The organism is Paramicrobacterium humi (assembly GCF_900105715.1).
Lineage (GTDB): Bacteria > Actinomycetota > Actinomycetes > Actinomycetales > Microbacteriaceae > Paramicrobacterium > Paramicrobacterium humi.
Window position 1 is genome coordinate 1704109 of sequence record NZ_FNRY01000001.1, and the last position, 21285, is coordinate 1725393.

Here is a 21285-nt window from a genome sequence, read left to right on the forward strand (position 1 = left end):
AAGTTGAGTCATATGTACTCAAGATTTGCTGAAAGAAATTGACAGCGTTCTGACGCTGAGTAAACTTGAGCCGTTGGCACTCAAGTGCGAGTGCCTCTCAAACTTTGGTCGCGGGCCAGAAGAGCCGAGCCAAATGACCGGAAGGTCAGAAGGAGAAAACACATATGTCACGTGCAGTAGGAATTGACCTCGGAACCACCAACTCGGTGGTGAGCGTTCTCGAGGGTGGAGACCCCACCGTCATCGCGAACGCCGAGGGCATGCGCACCACCCCGTCGGTGGTCGCGTTCACCAAGGACAACGAGGTGCTCGTCGGTGAGACCGCGAAGCGCCAGGCCGTCACCAACGTCGACCGCACGATCTCGTCCGTCAAGCGCCACATGGGCACCGACTGGACGTTCGCCGTCGACGAGAAGAAGTACACGCCGCAGGAGATCTCGGCGCGCATTCTGCAGAAGCTGAAGCGCGACGCCGAGCAGTACCTGGGCGACACGGTCACGGACGCCGTCATCACGGTTCCCGCCTACTTCAACGACGCCGAGCGTCAGGCGACGAAGGAAGCCGGCGAGATCGCGGGCCTCAACGTGCTCCGCATCATCAACGAGCCCACCGCTGCCGCTCTCGCGTACGGCCTCGACAAGGGCAAGGAAGACGAGCTCATCCTCGTGTTCGACCTCGGTGGCGGAACGTTCGACGTCTCGCTGCTTGAAGTCGGCAAGGACGAGGACTTCTCGACGATCCAGGTTCGCGCCACGGCCGGCGACAACCGCCTCGGCGGTGACGACTGGGACCAGCGCGTCGTCGACTGGCTGATCACGCGGTTCAAGGAGTCGACGGGAGTCGACGTCTCGAACGACAAGATCGCGAAGCAGCGCCTCAAGGAGGCTGCTGAGCAGGCGAAGAAGGAGCTGTCGAGCTCGACGAGCACCAGCATCCAGCTGCCGTACCTGTCGCTCACCGAGAACGGCCCTGCCAACCTCGACGAGACGCTCACGCGCGCCCAGTTCGAGAACATGACGAGCGACCTGCTCGAGCGCACGAAGAAGCCGTTCAACGACGTCATTCGAGAAGCCGGCATCAAGGTGTCCGACATCGCCCACGTCGTGCTCGTCGGTGGCTCGACCCGTATGCCCGCCGTTTCCGAGCTCGTGAAGAAGGAGACCGGCAAGGACGCGAACAAGGGCGTCAACCCTGATGAGGTCGTCGCCGTCGGCGCCGCTCTGCAGGCCGGTGTGCTGAAGGGCGAGCGCAAGGACGTCCTGCTCATCGACGTCACCCCGCTGAGTCTCGGAATCGAGACGAAGGGCGGCATGATGACCAAGCTCATCGAGCGCAACACGGCCATCCCGACCAAGCGCAGCGAGACCTTCACGACCGCCGACGACAACCAGCCGTCGGTCGCGATCCAGGTGTTCCAGGGCGAGCGCGAGTTCACGCGCGACAACAAGAACCTCGGGACGTTCGAGCTGACCGGTATCGCTCCGGCTCCGCGCGGCATCCCGCAGATCGAGGTCACCTTCGACATCGACGCGAACGGCATCGTGCACGTGTCCGCGAAGGACAAGGGCACCGGCAAGGAGCAGTCGATGACCATCACCGGTGGCTCGTCGCTCTCGAAGGACGACATCGACCGCATGGTGCGCGAGGCCGAGGAGAACGCGGCCGAGGACAAGAAGCGCCGTGAGCAGGCCGAGACGCGCAACAACGCGGAGCAGCTCGCCTACTCGATCGAGAAGCTCATCAAGGAGAACGAGGACAAGCTCCCCGAGGACGTCAAGTCCGAGGTTCAGGGCGACGTCGACTCCCTGAAGTCGGCTCTCGCGGGCGAAGACGAGGATGCCGTGAAGACGGCCTTCGATAAGCTCAACGAAAGCCAGGTCAAGCTCGGCGAGGCCATCTACGCTCAGGCGCAGTCGGCCGACGCGCAGGGTGAGGCCGCTGGCGAGCAGACGACCCCGAACGACGGCGCATCCGACGAGGATGTGGTGGACGCAGAGGTCGTCGACGACGAGGACGAAAAGAAGTAAGTATGACTGACAAGAACCAGAATCCGGACGAGACACCGAAGGTCAACGACAAGCGTCGCATCGACCCGGAGACCGGCGAGGTTCGTCAGCCTGAGCAGACTGCGGGGTCGGAGGCGGAAGCCTCCGGCCCCTCGGCACAGGAGGACGCTGCCGCGGCAGCATCCGATGACGAGCTCACCGTCGACGACATCCTCGCCGCGAAGCCGGAGACGGCTGACGAGGGCGAGGCGGGAAGCGACCGCGAGGCCGAGCTGCTGCACGACCTGAAGCGCGTGAACGCCGAGTACGCCAACTACCGGCGCCGCACCGAAGAGAACCGCGAGGCTGAGAAGCAGCGCACGACCGGGACCGTCATCTCGGCACTGCTGCCCGTGCTCGACGACCTCGACCGTGCCGAGAAGCACGGCGATCTCGAGGCCGACAGTGCGTTCGCGCAGATCGCGTCGAAGCTGCGTCAGGCTGTCGAGCGGCTCGGGCTTGCGAAGTTCGGGGCGAAGGGTGAGCCCTTCGACCACAACCTCCACGAGGCGATCTTCCAGCAGCCGAGCGCCGACGTCGACACCGAGACCATTCTCGAGGTCGTGGAAACCGGGTACTTCGTGGGAGACATCCTTCTGCGCGCGGCCAAGGTGGTCGTCGCTGTTCCCTCTAAGTAGGTCATATGGCAAGTCAAGATTGGTTCGACAAGGACTTCTACAAGGTCCTTGGCGTCAGCAAGGACATCAGCCAGGCTGACCTCAAGAAGGCGTACCGCAAGCTCGCCAGGCAGTACCACCCGGACTCTCACCCGGGCGACGACGCTGCCGAGGCGAAGTTCAAGGAGATCTCGGAGGCCTACTCCGTGCTCTCCGATGCGGAACAGCGCAAGGAGTATGACGCTGTGCGCGCCATGGGCTCGGGGGCCCGGTTCACGGCACCCGGCGCGGGCGGCGGCAGCGGCGGCTTCGAGGACGTCTTCGGCGGCATGTTCGGCGGCGGAGGCCGTGGCGGCTACCAGCAGGCGGACTTCGACGACATCCTCGGCGGCATGTTCGGGGGCGGCCGTTACGGCCAGCCCTCGGGCGGCTTCCGCGGATTCGGCGGTCCGACGCGCGGGCGCGATGTCACGGCATCCACGACCCTTGACTTCACGACCGCGACCAAGGGTGACACGATCACCCTGCAGACTGCGGACGGACGCCCGATCAAGGTGAAGATCCCGGCGGGTGTCGCGGACGGGCAGAAGATCAAGCTGCGCGGCAAGGGCCAGCCGTCTCCCGACGGCGGCGAGGCCGGCGATATCGTGCTGACCGTGCACGTGCGCAAGCACCCGGTCTTCGAGCGCGACGGGCTCAACCTGCGTGTGCGCGTTCCCGTCACGTTCGTGGAGGCCGCGCTCGGCGCCACGATCGAGGTGCCCACGCTGGACGGCCCGCCAGTCAAGCTCAAGGTCGCCGCAGGCACCCCGAGTGGGCGCGTGCTGCGTGTCAAGGGCCGCGGCGTGCACTCGAGCAAGGGCACCGGCGATCTACTGGCCGAAGTGCAAGTGGCTGTGCCCGCGCACTTGAGCGCGGAGGCCGAGGACGCCCTCAAGGCGTTCCATGAGCTCGAGCCGCACGAGAACCCTCGCGACGAGATCCTTTCGCGAGCGCGGAGCTGACGTGGACGAGCACTCACCGCTTTTCGCCATCGCCATGGCGGCAGAGCTGGCGGGCATGCACCCGCAGACGCTGCGCCAGTACGACCGCATCGGCCTCGTGCGCCCCACGCGCACGGCCGGGCGGTCGCGGCGCTACTCGATGCGCGACATCGAGCAGCTGCGCGAGGTGCAGCGGCTGAGCGCTGAGGGCGTGAGCCTTGAGGGCATCGCCCGCGTGCTGACGCTCGAGAATCAGGTAGCTCACCTCACCTCGCGCGTGCGCGAGCTCGAGAACGCGCTCTCCGACCAGGTGTTGAAGAGCTCGGGACGGCGCGTCTTCGCCGCCGGCGAGCACGGCGACGTCATCCCCTTGCGCCGGGGAACACGCACGCAGAAGCGCACGGAAGTCGTCATCTGGCGACCGCTGCGCGAGGAATAGCCGCCGGCCCGGTTTTTCCGAGTGACCTTTCGCGACTGATCTGCGACCCTTGAATCAAAGGGGTGTTCACATGACGAACATGCAACAGCCGCCGGAACCGGGACATCACCAGAACCCGACCTACGGGCCCATGTACGGTGGGCCCGGCTACCCGCCGTTCGCCGGATCCGCGCCGCAGGGGATGCCGGCCCCCTACTCGCCGCGACCGCCGCGGCCACCGCTCAGCGGACGGCAGCGCACCGCTTCGCTCGTGGCCGGCGGCATCGGCTACCCGCTGCTCACGGCCGGGTTCTGGATTCTCTCCGTCACGCTCGGCCTCCTTGTGCTCGGCTCGGTCATCAGCGCCGTCGCCGCGCAGATCGAGCGCGCCGATCGCGGCTCGACGGGTGGCTTCGAGCGCGTGCTCGCGGGACTGTGGGCAGGCGGCATCTGGCTCCTCATCGTGGCCGCCCTCATCGGAGCTCTCCTGTGGCTCGTGGGCTTCTTCGTCAGTTACCTCATTCTTCGCTTGAGCGGTGTGAACCGCCCCGCCGGCACGACGTGGGCGGGACTCGGGGTGGGAATCGTCGCTTCGTTCGTCATCTCCGGCGTGCTGTGGATCGTGATGACGGCGTTCGCGTGGATGTTCGGCGTGCGCGGAGACGGAGTCGGCTGGCGCGAGAGCGGCGCCGCCTATGGTGCGCTGTGGCTCGGCATCGCCGTCATCGCGACAGTCGCGGTCGGGGCATTCAGCTGGTGGTGGATGGCGCACTCCCTGCGCGCTCGCGCCGTACGCTGACACGGTGACCGATTTCTCCTTCGAGGCGCTGCGCCGCTTTCCCGACGTCGAGGCGCCGAACCTCTATGCCGTCGACGCGAGCGATCGGCTGATTCTCGACACGGCCGCCGAGCGGATTCAGGATGCCGCGCACGGCGACGTCATCGCTATCGGCGACCGGTACGGTGCGCTGTCGCTCGGCGCGGCCGCGCTTCACGGCGCGAGCGGCATCCGCGTGCATCAGGACGCCCTGTCGGGAGAGCTCGCCATCCGCGAGAACGCTCGCCGCCTCGACCTCGAGGATGGCATCCGCACCTGCGGCCTTGAACCGCGGCTGGTGGCCGGCGCGCGCACGGTGCTGCTGCAGCTGCCGCGCTCGCTCGACGCTCTCGACGAGATCGCGCAGCTCATCGCCGAGCATGCCGCCCCGGACGTGACGGTGTATGCCGGCGGCCGGGTGAAACACATGACGACTGCGATGAACGCCGTGCTCGCCCGGTCGTTCGGCAGCGTGAGCGCGGGACTCGCGCGACAGAAGTCACGCGTGCTCACGGTGTCCCAGCCGCTCGCCGGCATTGAGCCTCGGTGGCCGAAGGCCTCCGCGCACGAGGGACTCACCGTCTGGGCGCATGGCGCCGCCTTCGCCGGAAGTCGCATCGACATCGGCACGCGGTTCCTGCTCGGCTTCCTCGATAGGCTCGCCCCGGATGCGGAGAGGGCCGTCGACCTCGGCTGCGGCACGGGCGTGCTCGCGACGCGGCTCGCTCAGCTGCGGCCTCGCCTCGCCGTGACGGCGAGCGATCAGTCGGCCGCGGCCGTGGCATCCGCTCTGCTCACCGTCACGGCGAACGGGGTCGCCGATCGCGTGCAGGTCGTGCGCGATGACGGTCTCTCGCGGCAGGCGGATGCCAGCGTGGACGCGATCGTGCTCAACCCGCCGTTTCACATCGGCGCGTCGGTGCACGCGGGAATCGCGCTCAAGCTGTTCGCGGAGGCCGGGCGCGTGCTGAAGACGGGTGGCGAGCTGCTCGCCGTGTGGAACTCCCACTTGCGTTATCGCGCACAGCTCGAGCAGCTCGTAGGGCGCACCGAGCAGCTGGGGCGCAACGAGAAGTTCACGGTCACGCGCTCTGTTTGCGGCTGAGGCGGCTATTTTCTGCAAATCTGCGCGACACGCCGCATCTCGCGCGCCGGAATCGGCGTGTACGGCGAAGCTGCAGAACGGAGCGAGCAGACTACGCTTGAGCCATGCGGCAATACCTTGACCTCATGCAGCGCGTGCTCGACGAGGGTGTCGAGAAATCCGACCGAACCGGCACCGGAACGCTCAGCGTCTTCGGGCACCAGATGCGCTTCGACCTGCAGGCCGGATTCCCCGTGCTCACGACGAAGAAGCTGCACTTGCGCAGCATCATCGGCGAGCTCCTGTGGTTCTTGCGCGGCGACACGAACATCGCGTGGCTGCACGAGAACGGCGTCACGATCTGGGACGAGTGGGCCGACGAGAACGGCGACCTCGGCCCGGTCTACGGTCACCAGTGGCGGTCGTGGCCGACGCCGAACGGGCAGCACATCGACCAGATCGCGAAGGTCATCGAGTCGATCCGCACGAACCCCGACTCGCGGCGGCACATCGTGAGCGCATGGAACGTCGCGGAGGTCGACGACATGGCGCTGCCGCCGTGCCACACGATGTTCCAGTTCTACGTCGCGAACGGCGCCCTCTCGTGCCAGCTCTACCAGCGCTCCGCCGACATCTTCCTCGGCGTCCCGTTCAATGTCGCCTCGTACGCGCTGCTCACGATGATGGTCGCGCAGGTGACGGGCTTGAAGCCGGGGGAGTTCGTGCACACGCTCGGCGACGCGCACCTGTACCTCAACCACCTCGAGCAGGCGAAACTGCAGCTCACCCGTGAGCCGGGCCCGCTGCCCACCATGCACATCAACCCCGAGCGCACGAAGATCGACGAATTCGAGATCAGCGACTTCACGCTCGAGAACTACGTCGCGGCGCCGAGCATCAAGGCTCCGATCGCGGTATGACCGTCACGCTCGTGGCCGCGATGGGGCGGAACAGGGTGATTGGCACCGACGGCGGAATGCCCTGGCACCTGCCCGACGACCTCAAGCACTTCAAGTCGGTGACCATGGGAACGACGATGATCATGGGACGCCGAACCTTCGACTCGATCGGCCGTCCGCTTCCCGGCCGCCGCACGATCGTCGTGACGCGCGACGAGACCTGGCAGCGCGACGGAGTCGACACGGCGTTCTCGCTCGGGGCCGCCCTCGCGCTCGCCGGCGACGGCGCCGTGAGCATCGTGGGCGGCGGCGAGATCTACGCGCAGTCGCTTCCGCTTGCCGATCGCATGGAGCTGACCTTCATCGATGCGTCGCCCGACGGTGACACGTTCTTCCCCGAATGGGAGGCGGCCGATTGGACGGAGACCTGGAGCGACGTGCGCGAGGGATTCCGCTGGGCCACCCTGGAACGCGTACGACCATGACGGACACCGTGATCGGGCTGATCGGCGCCGGCTCGATGGCGGCCACGCACGCCGCAGCGTGGCGGAGCCTCGGCGCCCGCGTGCTCGTGTGGTCGCCGAGCACAGCACACCGCTTCGCCGAGGCGCACGGCTGCGAGGCGAGCACGAGCCTCGAGGAGATGCTCGCGGCCTGCACGATCGCGGACATCACTTCGCCCACTCCGCTGCACCTGGAGCACGTGCGCGCTGCGATCGGTGCGGGCCGGCCCATCGTGTGCGAGAAGCCGCTCGCTCGCACGTCGGAGACGGCGCGGGACCTCGCTCAAGCGGCCGACGCGGCGGAACTGCCGCTGTACCCCGCCCACGTCGTGCGGTACATGCGGCCGTACGCCGACGCCCGCGCGGCCGTCGCCGCGGGGCGCCTCGGCACGGTGCAGGCGGCGACATTCACGCGCGAGGGAGCGACGCCGGTCGGCGGCACCTGGTTCGACGAGGACGCCGCGTCCGGCGGCATCCTGTTCGACTTCCTCATCCATGACTACGATCAGGCGCGCTGGATGCTCGGCGAGGTCACCCGCGTCGCAGCGACCCAGTCTCCCGCGACCGCGGACGGCATCGTGCCCGCGCTCGCCGAAGCGCACGTGACGCTCACGCACACGACGGGCGCGACGAGCAGCATCGTCGGCCGGTGGGGGCCCGCCGACACCGTGTTCCGCACGAGCTTCAGTCTCGACGGCGACACCGGCAGCATCGCGTACGACTCCGCCGAGGACGCGCCGATCGCGGCGGAGGACGAGCCCTACGCCGCGCAGCTGCGGGAGTTCGCCGCCGCCGTCGCGGGCGGACCGCCGCCGCGATTGAGCGCGGCGGACGGCGTCGCGGCCGTGCGCATCGCCGAGGCGGTGCATCGCTCGGCGGCATCCGGAAATCCCATCAGTCTCGTCTGACCCTGAGAGTTCGGGGGATGCCGCGCCCACCGCGAGATGCCAGCATAGGGGTATGGCCCAGACCTCGTACGACACTCACCTCGACGAGCAGCTGACGCTCGGCGCGCCGTGGGTGACCGTCGTGTGGGACGACCCCGTGAACCTCATGACGTATGTGGCGTTCGTGTTCCGCAGCTATTTCGGGATGTCGGGGGAGACGGCGGAGCGGCTCATGCTGCAAGTGCACAACGAGGGGCGAGCTGTCGTGGCGCACGGCACGCGCGAAGAGATGGAGCGGCACGTCGCCGCCATGCACGGCTATGGGCTCATGGCGACGTTGCAGAAGGCGGACGAGTGATGCAGGCTTTCCGGCGGGACGGCGACACGATCAGGGCGACGTTCGAAGACATCGAGGTGTCGGTGCTCACGAACCTGACCGAGCAGCTCACGCAGCTGATCGACGGCGTCGCGGAAGGCAGTGCCCGGTCGGACGCGGCGGGCAAGCGGCTGTTCCCCGCCGCCTACCCCGACGACGAGGCGGCGGCCGCCGAGTTCCGCCGCTACACCGTCGGAGAGTTGGCGACGGCGAAGCGCTCGGACGCCGACACGGTTCTCGGGACGTTCCGCGAGTCTGGCGCGCTGCCCGTGCGCATGGGAGCCGCGGTCGACGTGCGACTGGAGCGCGACCGCGCACTCGCCTGGATGCGCTCGCTCACCGATCTGCGGCTCAGCCTCGACTCGCGCATCGCCGAGCCGACAGACGAACTCGTCGCCCAGCTCACCGACGACGACATCGAGTCACTGCGCGGAATGTACGACTGGCTCACGTTCGTGCAGGGCACCCTTGTGGAGGCTGTCGAGGAGCTCGACGCGACCGCCCGGTAGCAGGACGGCTATCGCGAGGTTCCGAGTTCGAACCGCGGGCGCGGCCCCTCGAGGCGGGCGATGGAGATCTTCACATCCGTCAGCTCGTTGCGCAGGTCGAGCATCTCGTTCTCGAGCTTCTCGAAGTGGGCGTCGACTCTGTCGAACCGTGCGTCGGTACGCCTCTCGAACGCGCGAAGCATTGTCCACATGGCGGCCACGAGTGACAGCACTGTCGCCACCACCGCACTGATTGTGGTCACTACCTCCATGGACACGTCCATATCTCCCATTCTGCCTTTTTTCGCCCGCTTCTGCCGGACAAACTATGCGGTTCGAGGCACTGCCGCCGCGCCGCATCCAGCACGTGTGGATATCCCGGTCAACGTGCTTCCTGTGTACGACTGCTGTGGCTGCGCGTAGGGTCGAATCATGGCAGAAAAATCGGATGCCGCCGGCCGGTACGTCGAGCCGGGCAAGCCCTACGATCGCGACACGCGATACATCGAGGACCGCATCACCCGGGACGGCCGCGATGGCTGGCCGGTCGAGGCCGGTCGCTATCGTCTCGTCGCCGCGCGCGCGTGCCCGTGGGCGAACCGCACGCTCATCGTGCGCCGGCTGCTCGGTCTCGAAGACGCTATCTCGCTCGGCCTGTGCGGACCCACCCACGACCAGCGCAGCTGGACCTTCGACCTCGACCCGGGCGGCGTCGACCCCGTGCTCGGCATCGAGCGGCTGCAGCAGGCGTACTTCGCGCGCTTCCCCGACTACCCGCGCGGCATCACCGTGCCTGCAATCGTGGACGTACCGAGCGGCGCCGTCGTCACGAACGACTTTCCCCAGATCACCCTCGACTTCGAGACCGAATGGGTGAAGTTCCACCGCGACGGCGCGCCCGACCTGTACCCGGAGGAGCGGCGCGCCGAGATCGACGAGGTCAGCGAGCTCATCTATCACGACGTCAACAACGGCGTGTACAAGGCCGGATTCGCCGGTTCCCAGGAGTCTTACGAGAGGGCGTACGACGCGCTGTTCGCGCGACTCGATTGGCTCAGCGACCGCCTCGCGGGCCAGCGCTATCTCGTCGGCGACACCATCACGGAAGCGGACGTGCGGCTGTTCACGACCCTCGCTCGCTTCGACGCCGTGTATCACGGACACTTCAAGTGCAACCGGCAGAAGCTCGCCGAGATGCCCGTGCTGTGGGCGTACGCGCGCGACTTGTTCCAGACCCCCGGTTTCGGCGACACCATCGACTTCGGCCAGATCAAGAAGCACTACTACATCGTGCACGACGACATCAATCCGAGCGGCATTGTCCCGAAGGGACCGGTCGAGACCGTGTGGCTTGAGCCTCACGACCGCGAAGAACTCGGCGGTCGCCCGTTTGGTGACGGAACACCTCCTCCGCCCCCGCGCGAGGGGGAGCGGGTTCCAGAGCTGCGTGGTGCGTAGGGCGAGGAGGATATCGTGACCTCTGAGCTCGTGCAGCACCGCCCGAATTACACGGTGCGCAGGGCGTTCGTTTCCGAGATGAACAACGCCGTGTACCTGCTCACCGCCACATCGAGCGGCGAGCAGATTCTCATCGACGCGGCCGACGACCTCGAGGCCCTGCGCGGACTCGTGGCGGACGGCGCCGCCGATGCGTCGGGCAGGGAGCAGGGAGCCGCGAGGCTTCGCCTGATCCTCACGACGCACGCGCATTGGGACCACACTCGGGCCACCGCCGCCCTCGCCGCCGAGACCGGGGCGAGGGTCGCGATCGGACGCGATGACGCGGCTCAGCTGACGGACGAGCGCGGCATCACTGCCGGCGTCACGCTCTCGGGCGGAGAACTCGTCGGCGTCGACGGCGTCGAGCTCGAGGCGATCGCGCTTCGCGGCCACACCCCCGGCTCCACGGCATTCGCGACAACCGACGGCGATCCCGTGTTGCTCTTCACCGGCGACAGCCTCTTCCCCGGCGGGGTCGGCAACACATGGGGCGACGCGGCGCGTTTCACACAGCTGCTCAGCGACGTCTCGGAACGGCTGTTCGACCGGTTCGGCGACGACGCGGTCGTGTATCCGGGTCACGGCGCCGCGACGACGATCGGCACGGAGCGCTCTGCCCTGCCCGAGTGGCGAGAGCGCGGCTGGTAGCGGCGCCGCGTCCGCGCCACGGTGGGCCCTCGCACGCAACCGGTAGCCTTGAGCCACCATGCACATCCTGATCGCGACCGACCAGCATCCGGAATCGCTTGGCGGCGCCCAGGTGTCGATTCGGCTTCAGAAGCGATACCTCGAGAAGGCCGGCCACACGGTGTCGGTGTTGTCGGCGGGCATGCGCCGGGAGCACGCCGACGACCCGGGCTACATCGACCTGCCGTCGGTTCCGATCACGTTCGACCGCGAATACTCGCTCTCGCTTCCCGGCCGGCGCACCGATAAGGCATTGGATGCCGCCGTCGCCGTGCGCGGCCCGGTCGACGTCGTTCACGTGCAGGGGGATTTCTGGGGCGCCCTCGTGGGGCTGCGCTTCGCTCAACGGCACCGGGTGCCCGTGGTGCTGACCTTTCACAACAACCTCGAGTTCGGCATCAGCAAGACCATGCCTGTGCCGGGCGTCGTGACGCGATTCCTGCTGCGCTGGCAGGAGCACGCGCTCGGCGGAGCGCGCTCGGTGCTGCGCCGCGACGCGTGGCGGTACCTCAACGAGCTTGCCCTCCGCGCCGACGCCGTCACGGCGCCGAGCCATCACTTCGCCGCTCAGCTGCGGCAGAAGGGCGTCGCGACTGAGATCGACATCGTGCGCACGGGCACCGACGACGAGCTCATCGACGAGGTGCTCGCTCGCGCGCACCGGCACGAGGGGGAGAGGCCGCTGCTCGTGTGGATGGGACGCATGAGCCACGAGAAGCGCGTCCTCGAATTCCTCGAGGCGGTCAAGGTCGCCGACATCGATGCGGAGATCCGACTGTACGGCCAGGGCCTGCTGCTCGCGAAGGCGCGCGAGTTCGCGACGCGCAACGGCCTCGCCGGGCGGATCGTGTTCGCAGGGAAGGTGCCCTACAGCGGCGCGCTCACGGCGATCGCCTCCGCCGATGCGCTTGTGCAGACCTCGATCGGCTTCGAGACGCAGGGCATGACCGTGTTCGAGGCCGCCGCGCTGGGCACCCTCTCGATCGTGAGCGACCCGAAGATCGCGGCCGAGCTCCCCGACGGCGTCTACGTGCAGCCCGCTGACGACAGCGTCGAGGCGCTCGCCGCCGTGCTCGCTGAGACGGCGGCGAACGCGGCATCCGACGCACTCGAGCGGCCCTCCCCGTCAGCGTCGGAGCAGTTCCGGCAGAGCTTCCAGACGGCGCGGATGATCGAGATCTACGAGCGCGTCACGCGCGGCTGAGGCCGGCGGCATCCGTTCTATGACGAATTGTGAATCGCGCAGGTGACGGATGCCGCCCGGGCGCGGAAACTGGAGAAATGACCCGCCAGATCCGCTTCAACGCCTTCGATATGAACTGTGTCGCACACCAGTCCTCCGGCCTGTGGCGTCACCCTGACGACCGTTCGCGCAACTACAACACGATCGGCTACTGGACGCACCTCGCGCAGCTGCTGGAGCGCGGCAAGTTCGACGGGCTGTTCATCGCCGACGTGCTCGGAACGTACGACGTCTACGGCTCGAGCAACGAGGCCGCGATCAAGCACGGCGCGCAGGTTCCCGTGAACGACCCGCTCCTTCTCGTCTCCGCCATGGCGGCCGTGACCGAGAACCTCGGATTCGGCGTCACCGCCGGCACCGCCTACGAGCACCCCTATCCGTTCGCGCGTCGACTGACGACGCTCGACCACCTCACGAACGGCCGCGTCGGCTGGAACGTCGTCACCGGCTACCTGCCCAGCGCCGCACGCAACATGGGGCACGACGACCAGATGGAGCACGACGACCGCTACGCCTACGCCGACGAGTACCTCGAGGTGCTCTACAAGCTGTGGGAGGGCTCATGGGAGGACGACGCGGTCGTCGTCGACCGCGAGAACGGCGTGTTCACCGACCCGAGCAAGGTGCACGAGATCGGGCACTACGGCAAGAACTTCACCGTTCCCGGCATCCACATCTCGGAGCCGAGCCCGCAGCGCACCCCGGTGATCTACCAGGCCGGAGCGTCGCCGCGCGGCGTGAAGTTCGCGGCGGAGAACGCCGAGGCGATATTCATCGCGAATTCCACGAAGGACGGCCTGCGCGACACGGTGAAGCGGATTCGCGACGGACTCGAGGCGGCCGGCCGCGACCGCTACGACGCGCGCATCTACGCGCTCATCACCGTCATCACCGATGCAACGCCCGAGAAGGCGCAAGCGAAGTTCGAGGACTACCTCAGCTACGCGAGCCCCGAGGGCGCGGCGGTGTTCCTGTCGGGCTGGATGGGCATCGACCTCTCGCAGTACTCGCTCGACGAGCCCGTCGGCAACGTCAAGAGCAACGCGATCCAGTCGGCGCTCGCCAACGTGCAGCGCGGCGCCGACGACGGCACCGTCTGGACCGTCGGCGACATCGCCACGCAGAGCGCGATCGGCGGCCTCGGGCCGTACATCGTGGGCAGCGGCGAGGAGATCGCCGACCAGCTCGAGGAGATCGTGGAGTACACCGACGTCGACGGGTTCAACCTCGCGTATGCGATCACGCCGGGCACGTTCGAGGACATCGTCGAACACGTCATCCCTGTGCTGCAGGAGCGCGGCTCCTACCCGACCGAGTACGCGCCGGGAACGCTGCGCAACAAGCTGCAGGGCAAGGGCGACCGCGTCGCGCCGACGCACCGCGCGGCCAGCTACAGCTACCGCAACGCGCTCGCGACGGCCGAGTAGCGAACGACCGCCCGGAGCCCGGATCAATCCTTTGGGCGATGGGCGGCGCTTCGGCGCTGATTAGTCTCGAATGACGTCGGGCTCGTCCCGGCGGAAGGACGGACGCATGAATCAGCTCGCGGACACTCGGCACAACACCGCAACGGGTCGCCGGCGGTGGATCGGGCTCGGGATGCTCGCGGCGTCTCTCTCGATGATCGTTCTCGACGGCACGATCGTGGGCGTCGCCCTGCCGACGCTCATCGCCGACCTCGACCTCGACGTCAGCCAGGCGCAGTGGGTGAACGGCATCTACTCCGTCGTGTTCGCGGCACTGCTGCTCACCTCGGGTCGCCTCGGCGACCGGTTCGGCCGGCGACGACTGCTCATCATCGGCATCGTCGTGTTCGTCGCCGGAAGCGCGATCGCCGCTGCCGCGAGCTCGGCCGCGACTCTCATCGGCGCGCGGACCGTGCAGGGTGTCGGCGGGGCGCTCATCCTGCCGACGACGCTCTCGAGCGTCAACGCGACGTTCCGCGGCCGCGATCGCGCTATCGCGTTCGGCGTGTGGGGTGCCGTCATCTCGGGGATGGCCGCGCTCGGGCCGCTCGTCGGCGGCTGGATCACCACAGTCTTCACGTGGCAGTGGATTTTCCTCGTCAACGTGCCGATCGGCGCGCTCCTCATCATCGGAGTGCTCGCGACGGTCACCGAGACCCGCGAACGCGACATCGTTCCCGGTCTCGATGTCATCGGCCTGCTGCTGAGCGTCGCGGGCTTCGGCCTCGTGATCTTCGGGCTCATCGAGGGCCAGTCCCTCGGCTGGTGGACGCCGAGCAGCGCGATCACCGTCTTCGGCCTGACCTGGGGGACGGATGCCGCGATCTCGCCCATCCCGGTCGCTCTGTTCCTCGGCGCCGTCGCTCTCACGTGCTTCGTGCTCTGGGAGCTGCACCGTGGCCGCGCCGGCCGCTCCGCGATCCTCGATCTGCGTCTGTTCCGCACGCGCTCCTTCCGCTGGGGCAACCTCGTCGCCCTGTGCGTCGCGATCGGCGAGTTCGGTCTGCTGTTCGCGCTCCCCCTGTTCATCGTGAACGCGCTCGGCGTGGGCACCCTGCAGGCGGGGCTCGCGCTCGCTGCCATGGGGGTCGGCGCCTTCGTCTCGGGCGCTCTTGCCCGCCAGGTCACGGCGCGCTTCACGGCGCCGACAACCGTGCTGATCGGGCTCGTGCTCGAGACCGTCGCCGTCTTCGCGCTCGTCGTGACCGTCGCGGCGTCAATCCCGCTCTGGCTGCTCGCCGCGCTCCTCGTCGTGTACGGGCTCGGGCTCGGGCTCGCGTCGGCGCAGCTCACGGGAACCGTGCTCGCCGACATCCCTGTCGAGCAGTCCGGCCAGGGGTCGGCAACGCAGAGCACGGTGCGCCAGCTCGGCGCGGCGCTCGGCACCGCGGTCATCGGCACGGTTCTGGCCGCCTCTCTCGCCGGGCTCGTGCCCGCCCGCCTCGACGCCGTGCCCGCGCTGCCCGCCGCGCACGCCGCGACGCTCTCCGATGCAACGGTGAGCGCCGCCGGCGGCACGATCGAGCCGCTGCGGGAACAGGGAACGCATAGTCGGCTGGGCGACGCGACGCCCGCCGTTGTCGATGCCCTGGCCGCCGGCATGGCCGATGCCACACGAGTCTCGCTCGGAGCGGCCGGCCTCTTCCTCGCGCTTGGCGCGATCGCGTCTGCGGGGCTGCGAAGGCGGGTCAGCGACGGTTCGCGTCGCGCGTCAGCTGAGCGGTGAGCCACGCGAGGATGAGCTCGACCAGGCGTGCGATCTCCTCCGGCTCCAGCTCACGACCGCGCTCGATGCCATGCCATTTCGCGATGCATCCGCGGCAGCACGTCGCCGTCGCATGCTGGGCGACGAACACGGGATGACCGCGCCAGGGCGTCTGCTTGCCGTCCTTGTGCGGCTGCGCCGGTGCCAGGCGCTCCGTCACGAACCGCACGGCATGCTCGGTCACCGTGTCTCGGCCGCGCGCTCGGCAATACGCCAAGTCGCCTTCGCTCAGGAAGAACTTCGCCCGGAACCGCGACCTCTCGAGGCGCCGCAGCGTCGGAACGATAGTCGGATCCATGTCTCCAGTGTCCTTCTCGCCACCGACTGTCATCCGGTATTTTCCGTGCTCTCGAGCGTGCGGCGGACCGCCCGGGCGATCACAGCCGTGTTCGCGGGGCCGAGAAGCCGACGCCCGTTGAGGAATACGGCCGGCCAGTGCGGGAGGCCGGCATCATCGGCCTCTGCCGACTGCGACTGGATGAGATCGAGATTGTGCAGTTCTCGCACGTCGCGCGTGAGCTTGTCGGTGTCGACGCCGAGGGAAGCCGCAACCTCGAGGAAGCCGTCGACAGTCGGCGGCTCCGCCTGACGGGAGAGTCGATCGTGGACCTGCCAGAACCGGTCCTGAGCCCCCGCCGCTTCAAGGGCGATGGCCACCGGCACAAGCCGCTGGTCGACGATGTGATGGCGGTAGACGATGCGCACGTCGTCGCCGAAGATCCGGTGCGCTTCCGAGAGCGCCTCGGCGACGCGGGTGCGATACAGCTCGCCCATGTCGGCATAGACGACGATCGTGACCGGTGCGGACGCCGGCCCTCTGACGTGATCGACCTGAGGATCCACACGCCGGGGGAGAGTGAGGCCCCGCGGCGGCGGAAGAGGCGCGAATCGGGTGCCGAGCGCGAAGATGAGCCAGGCGACGAGCACGGCGACGACGGCCGCGAGCAGCACGCCGATTCGGGCCTCGTCGGCGAGCCGACGGTCGGGGACCCCGAGGTCGATGACGAGGAGGGAGATCGTGAAGCCGACGCCGCCGAGCGCTCCGACGCCGAATGATCGCGGCACATCAAGCCCGCGAGCGCCCTTTGCCGGCCTCAGCTTGAGCACGAGCGCCGTCGTGCCGCCGACGCCGATGAGCTTCCCGACGACGAGTCCGGCGAGGATTCCCCACGTAAGCGATGAGGCGAACGCCGACGCGATAGCTTCGCCGGACAGTGCGACGCCCGCGTTCGACAGCGCGAAGAGCGGGACGACGACGAACTGGGAGTACGGTTCGATCGCCTGGCTCAGTCGTTGATTGAGCGGAGTCGCTCGGTTGATGCTCGAGCGGGCGAGCGCCGCCAGATCGGGGCGCGGGGTCTGACGGAACAAGTGCGTCACTCGCGCGGCCGAGTCCACATCGCTCATTCGCGTCGCATACACGGGCATGAGCAGTGCGAGCAGCACACCGGCGAGCGTCGCGTGCACGCCGGACTGCAGCGTGCAGTACCAGACGATGACGCCGATCACGATGTAGCCGAGACTGCGCCACACCCCGCGCCGCGCGAGCCACCAGGTCAGGCCAAGACCCGCTGCGATCGGAATCAGCCAGAGCGGCTGAAGGCTCTGCGTGTAGAACAGCGCGATGACCGTGAGCGCGCCGATGTCATCGACGACAGCGAACCCGAGAACGAAGACGCGCAGGCTTGAGGCGCTTCTCGGCCCGATCAGCGCAAGCATGCCGATGGCGAACGCGGTGACCGTGGAGATAACCGCTCCCCACGCGCTCGACGCCGGGCCGCTCGGGTTGATCAGCAGGAAGACGAGGGCGGGAATCACAAGACCGCCGATTGCCGCGAGGATCGGAAGCATGGCCGCAGCCGGCCGTCGCAGCTCGCCGAGGGCGAATTCGCGGCGAACATCGAGGCCGATAGCGAAGAAGAACACGGTCATGAGCGCCTCGTCCACCCACTCCTTGACCGTCAGGTCGAGCGTGCCGCCGCCCACCGAGAACGCGGCGTGAGTGTTCCAGAAGGCGGCATAGCTGCTGCCGACGTTCGCCCAGACCAGAGCGGCGACGGTAGCGGCGACGAGAATGACGGCCGCGAGAGTCTCCGACCTGAAACGCCGCGGGGCGCGCCGGACGACGCTCTTCGTGCGGACTCGCGCGTTCGTCACAATCACCGCCTCGACTGGCCCTGCGTCCACGCTAGCGTCGCTGTTCGTCGATGCCACCCCTTGATTCCAGGCACGCGGTACAGGACGAATGTCCTGCCGAACGGTGGACGATTCGGCCTGCCCGCCGCGCGCTCGGCTCCGTAGCGTCGATGGCGAACGAGAGATCCAGGCCGAGAAGACATCCACGGAGGAACCATGACGACGACACAGGCGTACGAACGACGCTCGACCCACCGCACGAGAGCAAGCATCTTGACGCTTCTTGCCGCTGTCGCGGCGGGAGAGCTGATCTGGCTGATCGCAGCCCTCGGCCACATCGACATGACGATCCCGCAAGCCGGCCAGACGGTCGGGCCGGCGTCGGTCGCGGCAGTCGCGCTCGTCGGCGGCGGGCTCGCGTGGGCGCTCCGGGCAGTGCTGCAGCGCGCCGGCCGCGGACTGCGCGCGTGGACAATCACGGGAACCATCGTGCTCGTCCTGTCGCTTGCCGCACCCGTGCTGAGCGGCGCGACCGGCGCGACGCTGTTCGTGTGCGAGGCGATGCACGTCGCTGTCGGTCTCACGCTTCTCATCGGGCTGCACCGGGCGGGCCGACTCGGGCCGGCTCGGCTGATGAACGCGTAACGTTTGACGAGGGAGAGGCGATGATGACTGACCGGATGTTGAGTGCTGACTGCGACGACCGCACGGCCGACTGGATCGCGATGCAGCGCGGTCCCTGGTTCCCGCTGATCTGGCTGCCCGTGCTGCTGGTCGCGCCTCTCGTCTCGAGCATCGCGACCGGCCGCGTGCTCGTCACGGTCACGTACCTCGTGATCGCCGCCTGGTACGTGGTCACGGTGTTCCGGCCGTACAGGGGCGGGCCGGCATGGGTCGGTGAGGCGTTCGTGGCCGTGCTGACCGTCATGGTGGCGGCGGAGTTCGTGCTCTCGGGCGCCGGCCAGGGCTTCCTGTACCCGCTGCTCGCGATCGCGATGGCGACGGTGATCCGACGCCGCGTCGCGCTCGGGTTCGTCATGGCCCTGTCGATCAGCGGCACGATCGCGCAGGGGTTCGCTACCTGGTCGCTCAGCAGCGCCCTGCTGTTCGGCTTCGCAAGCGTCATGGCGGGAGTCAGCACGTACCTCATCCGGTACCTGGTCGACACCGTGGCCGAGCTGCGTGCCACGCGGCGGCGGCTCGCGGGCATCGCCGTGACGGAGGAGCGGCAGCGCTTCTCGCGTGACCTGCACGACCTGCTCGGGCACACGCTCTCCGTGATCGTCGTGAAGGCCGAGGCGATTCGTCGCTTCGCGGCATCCGACACTGACGCCGTCATCTCTCACGCGCAGGGGATCGAGGACGTCGGCCGGACCGCGCTCGCCGACGTGCGGCAGGCTGTCGCGGGATACCGCCGCATGACGCTCGCCGACGAACTCGACAACGCCGAACAGGCGCTTGCGGATGCCGGGGTCGACAGCGTCATCACGATGCCCCTGCCGAAGCTCGCTGCCGACGTCGATGCGCTGTTCGGGTGGGTCGTGCGGGAGGCGGCGACGAACACGCTGCGGCATGCCCGCGCTTCTCGGTGCAGCTTCCGTGTCGCCGCGCACGACGGCGAGGCGACGATTGAGATCGCCGACAACGGCCGCGGCGCGCTCGCCGCCGAGTGGGGCTCCGGCTTGCGCGGGCTCCGCGAGAGGGTCGCGCGTCTCGGCGGCACGCTCGACGTCGATTCCGACGCGCGCGGGTTCGTGCTCACGGTTCGCGTGCCGTTGGAAGGAGACGCAGCGTGATCAGGATCGTGATCGCTGAAGACCAGACCATGATGCGGTCCGCTCTCGTGAGCCTGCTCGGGCTCGAGAGCGATCTCGCCGTCGTCGGCGAGGTCGGCCGCGGGGACGAAGTGGCATCGGCTGTGCGCGAGCACAGGCCCGACATCGTGCTGCTCGACATCGAGATGCCGGGAAAGAGCGGGCTTGACACGATCGCCGACGTCGCCAGGGAATCCCCGGACACCGCGATCGTCATCGTCACGACGTTCGGACGTGCCGGTTACCTGCGGCGAGCGATGGATGCCGGAGCGCGCGGCTTCCTCGTGAAAGACGACCCGGTCGAGCAGCTCGCGGCCGCGATCCGGAAGGTCGTGGCCGGCGAGACCGTCATCGATCCGCTGCTCGCGGCGCAAGCGCTCAGTGCGGGGGAGAACCCGCTGAGCGCGCGCGAGATCGACGTTCTGGTCGCGTCTGACGGCGGCATCCCGATCGCCGAGATCGCCGCCGCCCTTCACTTGTCGCCGTCGACCGTGCGCAATTACCTCTCGAGCGCCATCGGGAAGCTCGGGGCGCGCAACCGCAGCGAAGCGCTGCAGACCGCCCGCAGGGACGGCTGGGTGTAGCCGCGCCGGGCGGCATTCGCGCTAGCGTCACGGCACGGGCACGTCGTCATTGAACCACTCGAGCACGCGCGTCGCTCGGAGCGTGTTCCAGCGGCTCGGCATGCCGTCCCCCTCCTCCATGGCGAAGTGCACGTCCCCGTGGTGAGTGTTCTCGAGGAGCCACCGGCCGTCCGGCTGCCTCTTGCTCTCGACGAGCTCGAGAGCTTCGCCCATGCGATCGTCGCGCGGCACCTCGGCGGTTCGGAAGTAGTCGAGGGCGCGCAGCACGTCGTAGTGCCAGCGCGTCGGGTACGAGAACTGCAGCCACGCCGGCACCGGCACCTCCCCGGTCGACAGGCGGCGCATGAGTCGGCGCTCGAGAAGGTACTCGTGTGCGCGCTCGCGCGCGGAGGTGACCGCTGGGTCGGGCCCGCGCGTCTGCTCGAACTCGAGCAGCCCCTCGAGCACCGCGATGGTCGAGTTGAACGAACTCCGTGTGGATCCGCGTTCGGCCTCGCAGTTCCAGCCGCCGTCGTCGAGTTGATCGGCGAGCAGCCTGGCGACGATGCTGCGCACGTCTTCGCCGAAGTACGCGCCGACGGCGGTGGCGAGCCCGTTGATGCAGGGCTCTACCTCTCCGTCGAAGAAGGGCAGGTCGTCGTACTCCCAGCGAACGTTGTCGCGGACCTTCGCGATGGCGCGGCGCACGCGGGCGTCAGCGGGTCGGACCCCGAACTGCCGCAATTGCTGCAAGGTGAACGACGTCGCCGTCCACGGCTGGAAGCCCGGCGTGTGGTTCTCGGCCGGGAAGTGCGTGCCCCCGGACCAATGGCCGTCCGCGTCCTGCAGGTCGAGAAGGCGAGCGCCCCAGCCGGCGTGGGCGACTCGGTCGCGCTCAGCGTCGACCTGGTCGCCGGGCGCATGGAGGAGGTCGCGCAGTACCTGCCAGCGGATCGCCGGGTCGGAGTCGAGAAGCCAGTCGACGACAGTCATG

23 protein-coding genes are annotated in these 21285 nt (G+C 68.3%); 19 read left to right on the forward strand and 4 right to left on the reverse strand.

The window, feature by feature from the left end:
- The first annotated feature begins 164 nt into the window (after positions 1-164).
- From dnaK to BLV49_RS08585, 11 genes are all read left to right on the forward strand, one after another.
- Positions 165-2027, forward strand: a complete 1863-nt coding sequence (gene dnaK, locus BLV49_RS08535) for a molecular chaperone DnaK (RefSeq protein WP_091182621.1) — start codon at positions 165-167, stop codon at positions 2025-2027.
- 2 nt (positions 2028-2029) lie between these two features.
- Positions 2030-2683 carry a nucleotide exchange factor GrpE gene (locus BLV49_RS08540; RefSeq protein WP_091182623.1) on the forward strand — a complete coding sequence of 218 codons (654 nt, stop codon included), beginning with the start codon at positions 2030-2032 and terminating at the stop codon, positions 2681-2683.
- A 5-nt stretch (positions 2684-2688) separates the two neighbouring features.
- Positions 2689-3666 carry a DnaJ C-terminal domain-containing protein gene (locus BLV49_RS08545; protein WP_091182625.1) on the forward strand — a complete coding sequence of 326 codons (978 nt, stop codon included), beginning with the start codon at positions 2689-2691 and terminating at the stop codon, positions 3664-3666.
- 1 nt (position 3667) lies between these two features.
- The gene (locus BLV49_RS08550; protein WP_281245322.1) at positions 3668-4084 is read left to right on the forward strand and encodes a heat shock protein transcriptional repressor HspR; all 417 of its coding nucleotides are present in this window, start codon (positions 3668-3670) and stop codon (positions 4082-4084) included.
- Between the two features lie 70 nt (positions 4085-4154).
- Complete coding sequence (locus tag BLV49_RS08555) at positions 4155-4862, forward strand: proline-rich domain-containing protein (protein WP_091182629.1); 708 nt, start codon at positions 4155-4157, stop codon at positions 4860-4862.
- A 4-nt stretch (positions 4863-4866) separates the two neighbouring features.
- A complete protein-coding gene (locus BLV49_RS08560) occupies positions 4867-5985 on the forward strand; it encodes a class I SAM-dependent methyltransferase (protein WP_245723588.1) in 1119 nt (372 codons plus the stop codon).
- A gap of 104 nt (positions 5986-6089) precedes the next feature.
- On the forward strand, positions 6090-6884 hold the full coding sequence (locus tag BLV49_RS08565) for a thymidylate synthase (protein WP_091182633.1): 795 nt from the start codon (positions 6090-6092) through the stop codon (positions 6882-6884).
- Positions 6881-7348: a dihydrofolate reductase gene (locus BLV49_RS08570; protein ID WP_091182635.1), complete on the forward strand. Its 468-nt coding sequence runs from the start codon at positions 6881-6883 to the stop codon at positions 7346-7348. Before BLV49_RS08565 ends, BLV49_RS08570 begins: the two co-directional genes overlap by 4 nt.
- The gene (locus tag BLV49_RS08575) at positions 7345-8274 is read left to right on the forward strand and encodes a Gfo/Idh/MocA family protein (RefSeq protein WP_091182638.1); all 930 of its coding nucleotides are present in this window, start codon (positions 7345-7347) and stop codon (positions 8272-8274) included. The genes BLV49_RS08570 and BLV49_RS08575 overlap by 4 nt, the downstream gene beginning before the upstream one ends.
- Positions 8275-8326: 52 nt before the next feature.
- Entirely contained in the window at positions 8327-8611 is a 285-nt protein-coding gene (gene clpS / locus BLV49_RS08580) for an ATP-dependent Clp protease adapter ClpS (RefSeq protein WP_091182641.1), read from the forward strand.
- Positions 8611-9138, forward strand: coding sequence for a DUF2017 family protein (locus tag BLV49_RS08585; RefSeq protein WP_091182642.1), 528 nt, complete (start codon positions 8611-8613; stop codon positions 9136-9138). Before clpS ends, BLV49_RS08585 begins: the two co-directional genes overlap by 1 nt.
- Before the next feature lie 8 nt (positions 9139-9146).
- On the opposite strand, the gene BLV49_RS08590 is transcribed toward BLV49_RS08585, so the two are convergent.
- The gene (locus BLV49_RS08590; RefSeq protein WP_143034010.1) at positions 9147-9380 is read right to left on the reverse strand and encodes a hypothetical protein; all 234 of its coding nucleotides are present in this window, start codon (positions 9378-9380) and stop codon (positions 9147-9149) included.
- Positions 9381-9549: 169 nt separating this feature from the next.
- Between BLV49_RS08590 and BLV49_RS08595 the strand changes: the two genes are divergently transcribed.
- The 5 genes from BLV49_RS08595 (at position 9550) to BLV49_RS08615 (ending at position 15739) form a co-directional block, all read left to right on the forward strand.
- Positions 9550-10575 carry a glutathione S-transferase family protein gene (locus tag BLV49_RS08595; RefSeq protein WP_091182647.1) on the forward strand — a complete coding sequence of 342 codons (1026 nt, stop codon included), beginning with the start codon at positions 9550-9552 and terminating at the stop codon, positions 10573-10575.
- 78 nt (positions 10576-10653) lie between these two features.
- Positions 10654-11265: an MBL fold metallo-hydrolase gene (locus tag BLV49_RS08600; protein ID WP_091187057.1), complete on the forward strand. Its 612-nt coding sequence runs from the start codon at positions 10654-10656 to the stop codon at positions 11263-11265.
- 58 nt (positions 11266-11323) lie between these two features.
- Complete coding sequence (locus BLV49_RS08605; protein WP_091182650.1) at positions 11324-12508, forward strand: glycosyltransferase; 1185 nt, start codon at positions 11324-11326, stop codon at positions 12506-12508.
- Positions 12509-12585: 77 nt separating this feature from the next.
- A complete protein-coding gene (locus BLV49_RS08610; RefSeq protein ID WP_091182653.1) occupies positions 12586-13974 on the forward strand; it encodes an LLM class flavin-dependent oxidoreductase in 1389 nt (462 codons plus the stop codon).
- Between the two features lie 106 nt (positions 13975-14080).
- Positions 14081-15739, forward strand: a complete 1659-nt coding sequence (locus tag BLV49_RS08615; RefSeq protein ID WP_091182656.1) for a DHA2 family efflux MFS transporter permease subunit — start codon at positions 14081-14083, stop codon at positions 15737-15739.
- Here BLV49_RS08615 and BLV49_RS08620 read toward each other — a convergent pair.
- Both BLV49_RS08620 and nhaA read right to left on the reverse strand, forming a co-directional pair.
- Positions 15702-16076: a DUF4186 domain-containing protein gene (locus BLV49_RS08620; protein WP_218132614.1), complete on the reverse strand. Its 375-nt coding sequence runs from the start codon at positions 16074-16076 to the stop codon at positions 15702-15704. The two genes, BLV49_RS08615 and BLV49_RS08620, sit on opposite strands and share 38 nt — an antisense overlap.
- Before the next feature lie 29 nt (positions 16077-16105).
- On the reverse strand, positions 16106-17935 hold the full coding sequence (gene nhaA / locus BLV49_RS08625; protein ID WP_218132615.1) for a Na+/H+ antiporter NhaA: 1830 nt from the start codon (positions 17933-17935) through the stop codon (positions 16106-16108).
- A 195-nt stretch (positions 17936-18130) separates the two neighbouring features.
- Between nhaA and BLV49_RS16880 the strand changes: the two genes are divergently transcribed.
- Genes BLV49_RS16880 through BLV49_RS08635 form a run of 3 tightly spaced genes read left to right on the forward strand, consistent with a single transcriptional unit; the run spans position 18131 to position 20312 of the window.
- Complete coding sequence (locus BLV49_RS16880; protein WP_176980785.1) at positions 18131-18559, forward strand: DUF6069 family protein; 429 nt, start codon at positions 18131-18133, stop codon at positions 18557-18559.
- Positions 18560-18579: 20 nt separating this feature from the next.
- On the forward strand, positions 18580-19710 hold the full coding sequence (locus tag BLV49_RS08630) for a sensor histidine kinase (protein WP_176980786.1): 1131 nt from the start codon (positions 18580-18582) through the stop codon (positions 19708-19710).
- Positions 19707-20312: a response regulator transcription factor gene (locus BLV49_RS08635; protein WP_091182667.1), complete on the forward strand. Its 606-nt coding sequence runs from the start codon at positions 19707-19709 to the stop codon at positions 20310-20312. Before BLV49_RS08630 ends, BLV49_RS08635 begins: the two co-directional genes overlap by 4 nt.
- Before the next feature lie 27 nt (positions 20313-20339).
- Here BLV49_RS08635 and BLV49_RS08640 read toward each other — a convergent pair whose 3' ends face one another.
- Positions 20340-21284 (reverse strand): prenyltransferase/squalene oxidase repeat-containing protein, encoded by a 945-nt coding sequence (locus tag BLV49_RS08640; protein WP_091182670.1) that lies wholly within the window; start codon positions 21282-21284, stop codon positions 20340-20342.
- Position 21285 lies beyond the last annotated feature (1 nt).

What these genes read in the sequence shown, in the direction of transcription:
- BLV49_RS16880 (WP_176980785.1), top strand. Translation starts at nt 18,131, where the DNA reads ATGACGACGACACAGGCGTACGAACGACGCTCGACCCACCGCACGAGA.
- BLV49_RS08595 (WP_091182647.1), top strand. Translation starts at nt 9,550, where the DNA reads ATGGCAGAAAAATCGGATGCCGCCGGCCGGTACGTCGAGCCGGGCAAG.
- BLV49_RS08610 (WP_091182653.1), top strand. Translation starts at nt 12,586, where the DNA reads ATGACCCGCCAGATCCGCTTCAACGCCTTCGATATGAACTGTGTCGCA.
- BLV49_RS08540 (WP_091182623.1), top strand. Translation starts at nt 2,030, where the DNA reads ATGACTGACAAGAACCAGAATCCGGACGAGACACCGAAGGTCAACGAC.
- BLV49_RS08565 (WP_091182633.1), top strand. Translation starts at nt 6,090, where the DNA reads ATGCGGCAATACCTTGACCTCATGCAGCGCGTGCTCGACGAGGGTGTC.
- BLV49_RS08545 (WP_091182625.1), top strand. Translation starts at nt 2,689, where the DNA reads ATGGCAAGTCAAGATTGGTTCGACAAGGACTTCTACAAGGTCCTTGGC.
- clpS (WP_091182641.1), top strand. Translation starts at nt 8,327, where the DNA reads ATGGCCCAGACCTCGTACGACACTCACCTCGACGAGCAGCTGACGCTC.
- BLV49_RS08600 (WP_091187057.1), top strand. Translation starts at nt 10,654, where the DNA reads ATGAACAACGCCGTGTACCTGCTCACCGCCACATCGAGCGGCGAGCAG.
- BLV49_RS08570 (WP_091182635.1), top strand. Translation starts at nt 6,881, where the DNA reads ATGACCGTCACGCTCGTGGCCGCGATGGGGCGGAACAGGGTGATTGGC.
- BLV49_RS08585 (WP_091182642.1), top strand. Translation starts at nt 8,611, where the DNA reads ATGCAGGCTTTCCGGCGGGACGGCGACACGATCAGGGCGACGTTCGAA.
- BLV49_RS08630 (WP_176980786.1), top strand. Translation starts at nt 18,580, where the DNA reads ATGATGACTGACCGGATGTTGAGTGCTGACTGCGACGACCGCACGGCC.
- BLV49_RS08615 (WP_091182656.1), top strand. Translation starts at nt 14,081, where the DNA reads ATGAATCAGCTCGCGGACACTCGGCACAACACCGCAACGGGTCGCCGG.
- BLV49_RS08620 (WP_218132614.1), bottom strand. Translation starts at nt 16,076, where the DNA reads ATGGATCCGACTATCGTTCCGACGCTGCGGCGCCTCGAGAGGTCGCGG.
- BLV49_RS08605 (WP_091182650.1), top strand. Translation starts at nt 11,324, where the DNA reads ATGCACATCCTGATCGCGACCGACCAGCATCCGGAATCGCTTGGCGGC.
- dnaK (WP_091182621.1), top strand. Translation starts at nt 165, where the DNA reads ATGTCACGTGCAGTAGGAATTGACCTCGGAACCACCAACTCGGTGGTG.
- BLV49_RS08640 (WP_091182670.1), bottom strand. Translation starts at nt 21,284, where the DNA reads ATGACTGTCGTCGACTGGCTTCTCGACTCCGACCCGGCGATCCGCTGG.
- BLV49_RS08555 (WP_091182629.1), top strand. Translation starts at nt 4,155, where the DNA reads ATGACGAACATGCAACAGCCGCCGGAACCGGGACATCACCAGAACCCG.
- BLV49_RS08575 (WP_091182638.1), top strand. Translation starts at nt 7,345, where the DNA reads ATGACGGACACCGTGATCGGGCTGATCGGCGCCGGCTCGATGGCGGCC.